Source organism: Micromonospora sp. C41, from assembly GCF_018070485.1.
Lineage (GTDB): Bacteria > Actinomycetota > Actinomycetes > Mycobacteriales > Micromonosporaceae > Micromonospora > Micromonospora chalcea.
The window spans coordinates 106647-118819 of sequence record NZ_JAGPXP010000017.1 but is presented as its reverse complement, the minus strand read 5'-3'; the positions used below and the strand labels follow the sequence as shown (position 1 = coordinate 118819).

Annotated in this window: 10 protein-coding genes; 3 read left to right on the top strand and 7 right to left on the bottom strand. The window is 74.0% G+C overall.

Going from position 1 to position 12173, the window contains the following annotated elements:
• Window positions 1-49: 49 nt before the first annotated feature.
• Window positions 50-1312, bottom strand: a complete 1263-nt coding sequence (locus tag KBX43_RS19445; protein ID WP_210886294.1) for a glycosyltransferase family 4 protein — start codon at window positions 1310-1312, stop codon at window positions 50-52.
• A 144-nt stretch (window positions 1313-1456) separates the two neighbouring features.
• Here KBX43_RS19445 and KBX43_RS19440 point away from each other — a divergent pair, with 144 nt between their 5' ends.
• The gene (locus KBX43_RS19440) at window positions 1457-2011 is read left to right on the top strand and encodes a protein-tyrosine-phosphatase (RefSeq protein WP_043330096.1); all 555 of its coding nucleotides are present in this window, start codon (window positions 1457-1459) and stop codon (window positions 2009-2011) included.
• On the opposite strand, the gene KBX43_RS19435 is transcribed toward KBX43_RS19440, so the two are convergent.
• Window positions 1992-3443: a polysaccharide biosynthesis tyrosine autokinase gene (locus KBX43_RS19435; protein ID WP_043323724.1), complete on the bottom strand. Its 1452-nt coding sequence runs from the start codon at window positions 3441-3443 to the stop codon at window positions 1992-1994. The genes KBX43_RS19440 and KBX43_RS19435 overlap by 20 nt on opposite strands.
• 185 nt (window positions 3444-3628) lie before the next feature.
• Here KBX43_RS19435 and KBX43_RS19430 point away from each other — a divergent pair, with 185 nt between their 5' ends.
• Complete coding sequence (locus KBX43_RS19430) at window positions 3629-5476, top strand: nucleoside-diphosphate sugar epimerase/dehydratase (RefSeq protein WP_043323722.1); 1848 nt, start codon at window positions 3629-3631, stop codon at window positions 5474-5476.
• 154 nt (window positions 5477-5630) lie between these two features.
• Window positions 5631-7001, top strand: a complete 1371-nt coding sequence (gene nhaA / locus KBX43_RS19425; RefSeq protein ID WP_247677536.1) for a Na+/H+ antiporter NhaA — start codon at window positions 5631-5633, stop codon at window positions 6999-7001.
• Here the strand turns inward: nhaA and KBX43_RS19420 are convergent.
• The 5 genes from KBX43_RS19420 to egtA all read right to left on the bottom strand — a co-directional run bounded on the left by KBX43_RS19420 (window position 6985) and on the right by egtA (window position 12119).
• Window positions 6985-7572 (bottom strand): TMEM165/GDT1 family protein, encoded by a 588-nt coding sequence (locus KBX43_RS19420; protein WP_069088592.1) that lies wholly within the window; start codon window positions 7570-7572, stop codon window positions 6985-6987. The genes nhaA and KBX43_RS19420 overlap by 17 nt on opposite strands.
• Before the next feature lie 227 nt (window positions 7573-7799).
• Window positions 7800-8765 carry an L-histidine N(alpha)-methyltransferase gene (gene egtD / locus KBX43_RS19415; protein ID WP_043323718.1) on the bottom strand — a complete coding sequence of 322 codons (966 nt, stop codon included), beginning with the start codon at window positions 8763-8765 and terminating at the stop codon, window positions 7800-7802.
• A gap of 37 nt (window positions 8766-8802) precedes the next feature.
• Window positions 8803-9549 (bottom strand): ergothioneine biosynthesis protein EgtC, encoded by a 747-nt coding sequence (gene egtC, locus KBX43_RS19410; RefSeq protein ID WP_210886291.1) that lies wholly within the window; start codon window positions 9547-9549, stop codon window positions 8803-8805.
• 9 nt (window positions 9550-9558) lie between these two features.
• Window positions 9559-10887 carry an ergothioneine biosynthesis protein EgtB gene (gene egtB, locus KBX43_RS19405; protein ID WP_210886288.1) on the bottom strand — a complete coding sequence of 443 codons (1329 nt, stop codon included), beginning with the start codon at window positions 10885-10887 and terminating at the stop codon, window positions 9559-9561.
• On the bottom strand, window positions 10884-12119 hold the full coding sequence (gene egtA / locus KBX43_RS19400) for an ergothioneine biosynthesis glutamate--cysteine ligase EgtA (RefSeq protein ID WP_210886285.1): 1236 nt from the start codon (window positions 12117-12119) through the stop codon (window positions 10884-10886). The genes egtB and egtA overlap by 4 nt, the downstream gene beginning before the upstream one ends.
• Window positions 12120-12173: the final 54 nt, after the last annotated feature.

Below are 12173 nucleotides of genomic sequence, written 5' to 3'. Positions count from 1 at the left end.
TTTTCGCAATCGAGTTGCTTTCTAGCATGGAAAAGGAAGCTTTAGTTGGCTATTCCGCCGCTCTGTCGGCTTGCATCGCTTCTGCGAGTTTTGCTCGCTTCGGCGCCACACCCGCCGCCTCCTGCAGCAGGGCCTCGATCCGGTCCACGCCGGTCCGCATCGACATCTCCCGCAGGTACGCGCCCCGGCCCCGCCTACCCATGTCGATCCGGGCGGCCGCCGGGATGGCGGCGGCCAGCCAGAAGCGGTCGGCGAGCGCCGCCCAGTCCTCCGGCGGGCAGGACAGCCCCGCGCGGGCCCGCTCGACCAGCTCCGCCGTCTCCCCACCGGCGGAGGCGACCACCGGCGCGGCACAGGAGAGCGCGGCCTGGAGCTTGGCGGGCACGGTCCCCCGCAGCTCGGGCAGGTCGCGCTGCGCCACGAGCTGATAGTCGGCGGCCGCGTAGAGCTGCGGCATGTCCACGGCGGACCGTCGCTCGACGAACCGGACGTTGTCGGCGCCGAGCTCGGCGGCGAGCCCCCGCACCCGCCGCTCCTGCGGACCGGAGCCGACCAGCACCAGGTCCATCCGGTCGCCAAGCGCCGCCGCCGCGCGGACCGCCGTCTCCAGCCCCTGGCGCACGCCGATCGTCCCGGCGTGCATCACCACGCAACGGTCGTCCCGCCGGATGAGCCGGCGGACGGCCGGACCGGCCTGGGTCGGACGGAAGATGCGTTCGTCGGTCCAGTTGAGCACCGTACGCACCCGCGCCGGATCGGCCCCGCGGGCGCGCACCAGATCCGCCATGGACGGCGAGCTGACCGCCACCACTGCCGCCTCCCGGTAGAGGCGGCGCATGGCGGCCTCCAGCCGGGCCGGCGCCCGGTCGCTCTGCGCCGGGCCCGGCTCGTGCTCCGTCCAGACGTCCTGCACGTGCAGGACGGTGGGCGTACGGCCGAGCAGCCGCAGCAGCCCGGACGCCGCGAACGTGACCGCCGGGTGACCGAAGACGTAGAGCGCGTCGACGCCCCGCAGCAGGCCCCGCCCGGCGAGCGCGGCGCTGCCGGCGAAGGAGAGCCAGCTCGCGGTACGGGCCCGGGGCGTGCCGTCGCCGCCGGCGTACCGGGGCACCCGGCGTACGGTCAGCCGCTCGCTGTGCGTCTGGTGCCGCCAGCGCTGCCGCCAGCCCGGATAGACGTGGCCACCCGGATAGTCCGGGAACCCGGTGAGCACCCGTACCTCGTGGCCCCGGGCGACCAGCTCCTCGGCCAGGCTGCCCGGGACGAACGCCGGCTCCGGCGGGAAGTGGTACGACAGGATGCCGATCCTCATGTCCACGCTCCCGGCGCGGCTTGCCGGACGGGCGCGCGGCGCGGCGCGTACGATTCCGGCAACCCCTCTGCGTCCGGCCGCGACAGCCGGAAGAACGCCGTCGCGGCACTCTGCGCCGCGACCGTGCCGACGAGAGGGGTGCAGATGGTCGACGAGGTCCTCTTCGTCTGCCACGCGAACATGTGCCGGTCACCGATGGCGGAGTTCATCGCCCGCCGGATGCTGGCCGGTCTGCCGCTGGCGGTCGCCAGCGCGGGCACCGACGCGATCGACGGCGCCGCCATGCACCCGTACGCGGTCGAGGTGGCCGCCCGGACCGGCGCGGACCCGGCGGCCTTCCGCACCCGGCGGCTTCGCCCCGAGCACCTGACCGGAGCGGCGCTGGTGCTGACCGCGACCCGCCGCCAGCGCTCGGCCTGCACCGCGATGGCCCCGGCCACGCTGGCGCGGACGTTCACGCTCCGGCAGTTCGCCCGGCTGGCCACCGAGGCCCGGGCGGACGAGGCGGAGGCGGGCACGCCGTTGCGGGCGGCCGTGTCGGCCGCCGTGCGCGCCCGGGGGCGGCTGCAACCCGCCGCCCCCGACGTGGACGACCTGCGCGACCCGATCGGCGGCTCGCCGGCCGACTTCCGGCGGTGCGCGGAGGAGATCGAGCGGTCGATCCGCCCCGTGCTCGCGCTCATCGCGACAGCCGGGTGAGTTCCTGCGTCCGGTCGCCCCCGACGGCCTTGGCGCCCCGGCGGCTGCCGGCCCGGTCGGCCGGCACCGAGGGCGCGGCCGGCGGCACGACCACCTTGTACGCCTCGTACTGGTAGGCGTCCGACTTGGCCACCTTGGCCATGTTGAGCACGCAGCCGAGCAGGCGCACCGAGACCGAGCTGAGCGCGTTCGCCGCCGCCGCCACCTGGCTGCGCGAGGTCCGGCCCTGCTGGGTGACCAGGAGCGCGCCGTCGGCCTGCACGGCCACCACCACGCCGTCGGTGACGGCCAGCAGCGGCGCGGTGTCGATCACCACGATGTCCGCCGAGTCCCGCAGCGCCACCAGCAGGTCCGCCATGGACTTCGAGCCGAGCAGCTCGCTCGGGTTAGGCGGGGTGGCGCCGCTGGGCAGCACGAGAAGGGACTTCTCCCCCCAGCGCTGCACCACGTCACCGACCTGGACGTCGCCGACCAGCACGTCGGTGAGGCCGACGCCGCCGTCGAGGCCCAGGTAGTCGGCCACCTTCGGGCGGCGCAGGTCGGCGTCGATGAGAAGCACCCGCCAGCCCGCCTCGGCCAGCGCGATGGCGGTGTTGCAGGCCATCGTGGTCTTCCCCTCGCCCTGCAACGCGCTCGTGACCGCGATGACCCGGGCCGGCTCGTGCACGTCCACGAAGCGCAGGTTCGTGCGCAGTTTGCGGACCGCCTCGGCCCGGGCGGAGGTGGCCGCCGCGCCGACGATCAGCGGCGCCGCCTTCGCGCCGTTCTCGTACGGGATCTCGCCGAGCAGCGGGCTGCCGGTCACCCGTTGCAGCGCGGCGCCGTCGCGCATCCGGACGTCGGCCAGCCCGCGCAGCACGGCCAGCGCGGCGCCGAGCAGCAGGCCCAGCACACCGCCCATGACCAGGTTGCGCGTGGGCTGCGGCGAGACCGGGCTGGACGTCACCCGGGGACCGCTGACGACCTCGATCTTGATCGGCGGGGCATTGCCGTCCGGCGGCGTCTCGACCTTGCGCACCAGCTCGGTGAACTTCGTCGCGAGCGTCTCGGTGGTCTTCAGCGCCCGGGTCTGGTCGGTGTCGGTGATCGTGGCCTTGAGCAGGACCGTGCCGGTCGTGCTGGCGGTCCGGATCCGGCTGCGCACCTGGTCGGCGGTGAGACCCAGCGGCGCGTCGGCCACCACGCTCTGCGCCAGCCGGTCGCTGGTGAGCAGGTCACCGTAGGACTTCACCCGCTGCTGAAGGAAGAGGCTGCCCTGGTAGGCGTCGGTGACGCCCTGGCTGGGCGTGGTGACGAAGAACGTCACCGAGGCCTCGTACCGAGGCGCCGTCCGGACCGTCACGAGCGCGGCGGTGCCCAGGGCGAGCATCACCGTCACCAACACGATCCACCAGTGGCGTCGGACCAGGCGCAGGTAGCCGAGAACGTCCATCACGCCCTCCCTAGCGACACGCCGGTCTGCCGATGAAACTGCACGAAAGCCCCCTAAAAGCACCCGTACCCGTGCCAGGATCGAATCGCCTATTCACGACGTTACGTGACTTGACGAATGTAAACGACCGAACAGGCACAGAAGGTCTAATCCTTTCAATCCGGATAGGACACAGAGGGCAGCCCATGGATCGTGAAGCCAGCACAGCAGTGCGACCGCACCGCCGGATCACCCACCGCGCCGCCACCCTTTCCCTGTTAACGCTGGACACGGCCGCGTGGTGCGGAGGATTTCTCGGCGCCGCCTGGACGAGGTACGAGTTCGACCTGACCGTCGCCGCCAGCGCCCGTACGCTCGGCCTGGCGCTGGCCTGCGCCGCGCTGTACGCCGCGCTCACGCTGCTGCGCTCCCGGATCTACGGCCGCTACCCGATCGGCAGCTCTGGGGACGCGCAGGGGCTCGCCGTCACCGTCGCGCTCGTCGCGGCCGTCGGCGCCGTCGCCGTGATGCAGTGGACGCGGCATCCCGTACCGGCCAGCACGCCGCTCGTCGGCGGCACGGTGGCGCTGGTGGTGATGGCGACCGCCCGCGGCCTGTGGCGTGCCCACGCCGACCGCCGGCCACCCGCCCCACGGAACGCCGAGCGCTGCCTGGTCTACGGGGTGGACGCGGCCAGCGAGCGGCTCGTCCGGGTGCTGCTGCAGGATCCCGACAGCAGCTACCGGCCGGTCGGCCTGCTCGACGACGCGGCCGACAGCCGCGGCCTGCGGCTGGAGGGGCTGCGCGTACTGGGCGGCCGCGAGCAGGTCGGCGACGCCGTTCGGGCGACCGGGGCGACCACCGTCATCTTCTCGATGAGCGGCTCGGACCCGCAGCTGCTGCGCGACGTGCGTACCCGGACCCTGGAGGCCGGGGCGGCGTTCAAGGTGCTGCCGCCGGTGCGCGAGCTGCTCGACCGGCCGGTCGCCGCCACCGACGTGCGCGACGTCCAGCTCACCGATCTGCTGGGCCGGGCGCACCGGGTGGCGGAGCTGAGCGTGGAGCGGGGTGGGCTGGCCGGCCGGCGGGTGCTGGTGACCGGCGCCGGCGGCTCGATCGGCTCGGAGCTGTGCCGGCAGATCGCCCGCTGCGAGCCGGACGAGCTGATGATGCTCGACCGGGACGAGTCGGCGCTGCACGCGCTGCAGATGTCCCTGCACGGGCGCGCGCTGCTGGACGGGCCGGAGCTGATCCTGGCCGACATCCGCGACGCCGAGGGCATCGCCCGGGTGATCGCCGACCGGCAGCCCGACGTGGTGTTCCACGCCGCCGCGCTCAAGCACCTCACGCTGCTCCAGCGCCACCCCGGTGAGGCGATCAAGACCAACATCCTGGGTACGCTGAACGTGCTGGAGGCGTGCCGGGACGTCGCCGAGTTCGTGAACATCTCCACCGACAAGGCGGCCAACCCGGCGAGCGTGCTCGGCTACTCCAAGCGGATCACCGAGCGGCTCACCGCGTACCACGCGCAGCGGCTCAACGGCACCTACCTCAGCGTCCGGTTCGGCAACGTGCTCAGCAGCCGCGGGTCGGTGCTCACCGCGTTCCAGGCGCAGATCCGCGCCGGCGTGCCGGTCACCGTCACCCACCCCGACGTCACCCGCTACTTCATGACCGTCCAGGAGGCGGTGCACCTGGTGCTCCAGGCCGCGACCATCGGCCGGGGCGGCGAGGCGCTGGTGCTCGACATGGGCGAGCCGGTCCGGATCGCGGACGTGGCGCGCCGGCTCGCCGCCGAGGCGGACCGGCCCGTGGAGATCGTCTTCACCGGGTTGCGGCCCGGTGAGAAGCTGCACGAGCACCTGTTCGGCGCGGACGAGGTGGACACCCGCCCGCTGCACCCGCTGATCTCCCACGTCCCGGTGCCGGAACTGGACCCGGACGAGGTGCGGACGCTGGACCCGTACGCGGAACCGGACGAGCTGATCAAGCGACTGGCGGCGTTCTGCGAACCGGCCGGCGCCGCCCTGCCGGCGCTGCCCGGCCAGCGCTGACCGGAGCCGGTGGGACGCCCGCCCACGAGATGGGACGAGCGTCCCACCGGCCCAGCTCGCCGCCGGTCCCGGCGGCCGTTAGGCTTGGAACCGGTGTGCCGGGAAGCCTGGTCGGCGATGGATTCGCCGACCCCAGCTCCCGAACGGACGCCGCATGACCCACACCCCACCTCCGTCGCGCCTGCTCTCCCGCCGCTCCTGGCCGGAGGCCCGGTTCCTGGCCGACGTGCTGCGCACCGAGACGGTCGGCGGCGCTCTGCTGCTTCTCGGCGCCGTGATCGCGCTGATCTGGGCCAACTCGCCGTGGCGCGCCGGGTACGCGGAACTGAGCCACTGGGTGCCCTGGCCCGGCGGCGCGGCGCTGCACCTCGACCTCAGCCTGCGCACCTGGGCCGCCGACGGGTTGCTGGCGATCTTCTTCTTCGTGGTGGGCCTGGAACTCAAACGCGAGTTCGTCGCCGGTGATCTGCGGGATCCCCGCCGGGCCGCGCTGCCGGTGATCGCGGCCGTCGGCGGCATGGTCGCGCCCGCGCTGATCTACCTGGCGGTGACGCTCAGCGCCGGCGGCGCCGGACTGCGCGGATGGGCCATCCCCACCGCCACCGACATCGCGTTCGCCCTCGCAGTGCTCGCCGTGGTCAGCTCCCACCTGCCGCAGGGGCTGCGCGCGTTCCTGCTCACCCTCGCGGTGGTGGACGACCTCTTCGCGATCACCATCATCGCGGTGTTCTACACCGCCGACTTCCACCCGCTGCCGCTGCTCGGCGCGCTGCTGCCGATCGCCGTGTTCGGGTTGCTCGTGCAGCGGCGCCGCACCTGGTGGTGGGCGCTGATCCCGCTGGCCGTGACCGCCTGGACGCTCGTGCACGCCTCCGGCGTGCACGCCACGGTCGCGGGCGTGCTGCTCGGCTTCACCGTGCCCGTGCTGCGCGGACGCGACGGCTCACCCGGCCTGGCCGAACGGCTGGAGCACCGCTGGCGGCCGGTCTCCGCCGGCCTGGCCGTACCGGTCTTCGCCTTCTTCGCCGCCGGGGTGACGCTGGTCGGCGTGGACGTGGGCGGCGTGCTCCGCAACCCGGTGGTGCTCGCGGTTGCCGCCGGACTCGTGCTGGGCAAGGTCGTCGGCGTGTTCGGCTCGACGTACCTGCTCGCCCGGTTCACCCGGGCCGAACTGGACGAGGAGATCACCTGGGCCGACCTGCTCGGACTCGCGCTGCTGGCCGGCATCGGCTTCACCGTGTCGCTGCTCATCGGCGAGCTCGCGTTCGGCACGGGCAGCCCGGAGGAGGACGGCGTCAAGGTGGCGGTGCTGCTCGGCTCGCTGACCTCCGCCCTGCTCGCCTCGGTGGTGCTGGTCCGCCGCAACCGGGTCTACCGCCGGATCAGCGAACGGGAGAACCGGGACGCCGACGGTGACGGCATCCCGGACGTCTACCTGGGGGGAACCGCCTGCCCCGTGTCGCGCGGGCCGTCCCCCGGGAGAGGACGGCCGGCGCGACACGGGCCGATCAGTTCAGCTCGGTGACCGCCTCGAAGATCAGCCACAGGCCGCAGATGGCGAACAGCACTGCCGCGCCGTAACGGATCGCCCGCTCCGGCAGGTGCCGGCCGAGCATCCGGCCCACCAGGATCGCCAGCGCGTCCGCGGCGACCATGCCGAGCGTCGACCCGAGCCAGGTGCCGAACCAGCCGTACTTGGTGGCCAGCGTGATGGTGGCGAGCATGGTCTTGTCGCCCAGCTCGGCCAGGAAGAACGCCACACCCACCGCGAGGATCGCCGACTTGCCGCTGCGTTCGGCCTTGCGCTTCTCCTCCTCGGTCAGCTTGTCGCCGCGCAGCGTCCACGCGCCGAATCCGAGGAACGCCAGGCCGGCGATGAGCGAGATCCAGCCGGTGGGCAGCGCGGCGTTCAGGCCGTACCCGATGGCCACCGAGGCCAGGTGCACGATCGCGGTGGCGATCGTGATGCCGATGAGCACCGGCACCGTCTTGAACCGAGTGGCGAATGTCAGCGCCATGAGCTGGGATTTGTCGCCCAGCTCCGCAACGAAGATCACGCCGAAGCTGACCACCAGCGCGACGAGGAAACCCTCCATGTGAACCTTCCCGATCAAGCCGGGAGGAGGAACGGGGGCGCCCTCGACCCGGCTGCGACAGCCTGAGTCGAAGGTCTCGCCCGCCCCGGAGACCGGGGCCGCGTGGCCGGATGCGGAACGCACCAGTGTGTCGACCACGACATTGGGGGCTACTCCCCTTCGCGCAGCCAGCCTAGCCGATCACCCGCCGGGCCCGTCAGCGGGTGTGGCCCGGACCACCCAGGCCCTCAGTCGGCCCGGGCCAGGCTCACCCCGAACAGCCCGCCCGGGTCGGTCCAGAACGCCTGCCGGGTGAACCCGGCGGCGGTCAGCTCGGCCGCGATCCCCTCCGGCCGGAACTTGGCCGACACCTCGGTACGCAGCTCCTCGCCGGCGGCGAACACGACGTCGGTGTCCAGCACCCGCACCGTCGCCGGGCGCTCGGCGCGCAGCCGCATCTCGATCCACTCCCGCTCCGGGTCCCAGACCGCCACGTGCCGGAACGCGTCGACGTCGAAGTCCGCGCCCAGCTCCCGGTTGATCACCCGGAGCACGTTGCGGTTGAACTCGGCGGTCACGCCCGCCGCGTCGTCGTACGCGGGCACGATCACCGCCGGGTCCTTCACCAGGTCGGTGCCGATCAGCAGCCAGTCGCCGGTCTCCAGCGCCGCGCGCATCGCCGTGAGGAACCCGGACCGCTCCACCGGCAGCAGGTTGCCGATCGTGCCGCCGAGGAACGCCACCAGGCGCCGGCCGCCGGTGGGCAGCCGGTCCAGGTGGCGGGTGAAGTCACCGACGATCCCCCGCACCCGCAGCCCCGGGTACGCGGCGGCGATCTGCTCGGTGGAGGAGCGCAACGCGCTCACCGACACGTCCAGCGGCACGAACGTGCCCAGGTCGCCGTGCCGGGTGAAGGCGTCCAGCAGCAGGCGGGTCTTCTCCGACGAGCCCGACCCCAGCTCGATCAGCGTCTTCGCGCCGGTCAGGGTGGCCACGTCGTCGGCGTGCGCGGCGAGCACGGCCCGCTCGGCCCGGGTCGGGTAGTACTCCGGCAGGCGGGTGATCTCCTCGAACAGCTCGCTGCCCCGGGCGTCGTAGAACCACTTCGGCGGCAGCCACTTCGGCGTCGCGGCCAGCCCCACCCGTACGTCCTCCCGCAACCCACGGTCGAGGTCCCGCTCCTCCAGGTGGATCTCCAGCGGCTCCGCGCTCATCAGGTGTCCTCTCTGTCCTGCCGGTGATGGGAAAAGGTCAGGCGGCGGTCAGCTCCCGCACGTCGAACCGGCCCGTGGACGCCACCACGAGCCGGCCGTCCGGCACCGCCTGCCAGGCCGGGTCGTCGTCGAACGGTTCGGAGGCCAGCAGCACCGAGTCCGGCCCGCGACGCGCCGACAGCGCGTGGCCGCCCGTGCTCGCCACCACCGTCGTACCGTCGGTGAGCAGCAGGTTCAGCCGTGAGCCGGGAGCGGCTGCGGCGACCGCCGCGACCGTGTCCGCGACCGCCTCGTCCGGCGCGGCCCCGGCGCGCAGCCGGTGCCGGACCAGCGCCCACAGCAGCGCCGAGTCGGTCGGCACGTCGAGCGTGATCAGGTCGCGCACGGGCAGGCCGGCGGCGATCGGGACCAGGCTGTCCGGCCAGCCCCGCACCACGCCGTTGTGGCTGAACAGCCACCGTCCCTCGGCGAACGGGGCCGCCGCCGTCTCGTGCAGCGGCATGCCGACGGTGGCGGACCGGACCGCCGCCAGCACCGCCCGCGCCCGCGTCACGGCGGCCAGCTCCGGCAGCGTGGTGTCGCTCCACATCGGCTGGGCCCGCCGGTACCGGACCGGGTCGCCGTCGTCCGGGTACCAGGCGACGCCGAAGCCGTCGGCGTTTATGGTGCCGCCGCCGCGCATGTCACGCGGCGCCCACGACTGGCGCAGCAGGCCGTACGGCGGGTCGAACAGCAGGCTGCCCAGGAGCACGGGTGGACCGAGGTACGCGAGGTGACGGCACATCGGGCCGGCTCACTCCTCCGGTCCGGCGTCACGGGCGCAGCGGAAACCGCTGAAGATCTGCCGCCGGATCGGGTAGTCCCAGTTGCGGAACGTGCCCCGGCAGGCGGACCGGTCGGTGCCGAACGAGCCGCCCCGCAGCACCCTGTGGTCGTCGCCGAAGAAGACCTCCGAGTACTCCCGGTACGGGAACGCGGTGAAGCCCGGGTGCCCGCGGAACGGCGACGAGGTCCACTCCCACACGTCGCCGACGAGCTGGTGCACGCCCAGCGGCGAGGCGCCCGCCGGGTACGCGCCCACCGGCGCCGGCCACAGGTGCCGCTGGCCCAGGTTGGCGTGCTCGGCGCCCGGATCCTCGTCGCCCCACGGGTAACGGCGGGACCGGCCGGACGCCGGGTCCCAGCGGGCCGCCTTCTCCCACTCCGCCTCGGTGGGCAGCCGCTTGCCGGCCCACGCCGCGTACGCCTGCGCCTCGTACCAGCAGACGTGCACCACCGGCTCGTCGTCGCGGACCGCCGACCAGCGGCCGAACCGGCGGTACGCCCAGCCGTCGCCGTCGCGCCGCCAGTGCATCGGCGCGCTCAGCTCCGCCTCGATCCGGTGCCGCCAGCCGGCCTCGCTCCACCAGCGCGGCTCGTCGTATCCGCCGTCGGCGATGAACGCGCGGTACTGCCCGTTCGTGACCGGCGCGACGTCGATGAGGTACGCGGGCAGGTCGACGGTGTGCGCCGGGCGCTCGTTGTCCAGCGCCCACGGGTCGGTGGAGGTGCCCATCGTGAACGGCCCGGCCGGCACCCGTACCTCCCCGCCGACCCGGGACCGGGGCTCCGGCGGTGGCGGCGCGTCCAGCACCGGAGCGCCGGCGCGCAGCTGGTGGGTGGCGAGCATGGTCTCGTCGTGCTGCTGCTCGTGCTGCACGATCATGCCGAACGCGAACCCGTCGGCGACCAGGGGACGCTCGGTGAAGCGGATGCCGTCGAGCAGGTCGAACACCTTGTCGCGGACCGTACGCACGTAGGCGCGCGCCTCGGCCGGCGGCAGCAGCGGCAGCGCCGGGCGGTCCTTGCGGGGCTGCTTGAACGCGTCGTAGAGGTCGTCGATGTCGTGGCGCACCGGTTCGCGGCCGCCGACGTCGCGGACCAGCCACAGCTCCTCCTGGTTGCCGACGTGCGCCAGGTCCCAGACCAGCGGCGACATCAGCGTGGAGTGCTGCCGGACCAGGTCGTCGTCGTCCACCGCGTCGGTGAGCGCCGCGGTGCGGGCGCGGGTCCGCTCCAGCTCCGCGGCGATCCGGTCGCGCAGTCGTTCGGCGTCCGTGCCCGGTCGCTCGGTCGTGGTCACCGGTGTCCCCTCTCCGCGGCGGCACGTCGCCGCCGGATCTCTCGGTGGGTCTCCTCGTGGATGGCGGGCGGCAGATCGAGGCGGGGCAGGGCCGTCAGGGCCAGGTCGAACAGCGCCGCCGCGGCGGTCGCCAGCGGGCGCTCGGCCAGTCCGCACCGGGCCGCCGCGCGCCACCGGTCGGCGACCGGCGCGGCCGCCGCCAGCGCGTCCCGGGTGGTCGCCGGGTCGGCGAAGAGCGCGGCCAGGACCGCCAGCGGCACGGTCCACGCCGCCCCGGGCTGTGCGTCCAGGTAGCGCAGCTCCAGGTAGCCGCGCGGGCGCACCGGCGGGAACAGCGTGCTGACGTGGTACTCCAGGTCGTCGGTGGTGGGCGGGCGGGGCAGCGCGCCGGCCAGCCAGTCGGCGAACGTGACGTCCGGCGGCGCGGTCCAGTCCGGGCCGTCGCCGCGTACGCAGAGCAGCGGCGCGGCGAGCGCGTACCCGGTCCAGGCGGCCACCGGATCCTCGTCGGCGCGTTCGGGCGACCACACCGGACGGGTCCGGGCCGGGTCGATGGCCAGCCAGGTGGCCATCCGGGCGGAGGCCCAGCCGGTGGCCCGGCCCGCGTGCCGGTCGGCGGTGGCGAAGGCGGCCAGCAGCGGCGGGCCGACGGCGTGCGCGGCGGCCCACCGCTGCGCGAGGTGCTCCAGCTCGCCCGCGTCGAGGCAGACCTGCAGGCCCGCCGTGCTGTACATCATCGCCCGCCCCGCCGGGCCGCGCCGGTCGAAGGCGCACCGCATGGCCCGGTAGCGGGGGGTTTCCACGACGGGTCGCGGCAGCCGCCAGGGGTCGATGCCGCTACGGCCGAGCACCAGCCCGGCGGCGTCCAACCGGGCCCGTAGCTCGGCGACGTCGGCCTCGATGGCCAGGACGAGCGCGCCGACAGTCGGTCGCGGCGCGGCGGAGATCTCCACCTGCCCGCCGGGCTCCACGGTCACGGCGCTCGCGCGCCGGAGCTCGTCGGCCGGGCTGGTGGGGTCGAGCGTCACGGGGCTGTGCCGCCCCAGCGCCCTGCGTAGTCGCTCGCGGTCGACCGGCCGGGCCGGGTCCGCGGCGTCGTGCACGGTCCATTCCAGTTCGACGCCGACGAGCGTGGGCGGTCCGGTCTTGAAGCAGATCCGGGCGAGATGGCCCCGGGCCGCCTGCTCGTCGCCCAGGACGACGGCGCGGTCCAGGTCCGGCGACATCACCATGGGGCGGCTCCTCCTCGGCGACGGACGACCACGGTGTCGCGACGCGCCCGGCCC

Excerpts from the sequence above, each read along its gene's own strand:
- KBX43_RS19445 (WP_210886294.1), bottom strand. The coding sequence starts at position 1,312 with ATGAGGATCGGCATCCTGTCGTACCACTTCCCGCCGGAGCCGGCGTTC.
- KBX43_RS19440 (WP_043330096.1), top strand. The coding sequence starts at position 1,457 with ATGGTCGACGAGGTCCTCTTCGTCTGCCACGCGAACATGTGCCGGTCA.
- KBX43_RS19435 (WP_043323724.1), bottom strand. The coding sequence starts at position 3,443 with ATGGACGTTCTCGGCTACCTGCGCCTGGTCCGACGCCACTGGTGGATC.
- KBX43_RS19430 (WP_043323722.1), top strand. The coding sequence starts at position 3,629 with ATGGATCGTGAAGCCAGCACAGCAGTGCGACCGCACCGCCGGATCACC.
- nhaA (WP_247677536.1), top strand. The coding sequence starts at position 5,631 with ATGACCCACACCCCACCTCCGTCGCGCCTGCTCTCCCGCCGCTCCTGG.
- KBX43_RS19420 (WP_069088592.1), bottom strand. The coding sequence starts at position 7,572 with ATGGAGGGTTTCCTCGTCGCGCTGGTGGTCAGCTTCGGCGTGATCTTC.
- egtD (WP_043323718.1), bottom strand. The coding sequence starts at position 8,765 with ATGAGCGCGGAGCCGCTGGAGATCCACCTGGAGGAGCGGGACCTCGAC.
- egtC (WP_210886291.1), bottom strand. The coding sequence starts at position 9,549 with ATGTGCCGTCACCTCGCGTACCTCGGTCCACCCGTGCTCCTGGGCAGC.
- egtA (WP_210886285.1), bottom strand. The coding sequence starts at position 12,119 with ATGGTGATGTCGCCGGACCTGGACCGCGCCGTCGTCCTGGGCGACGAG.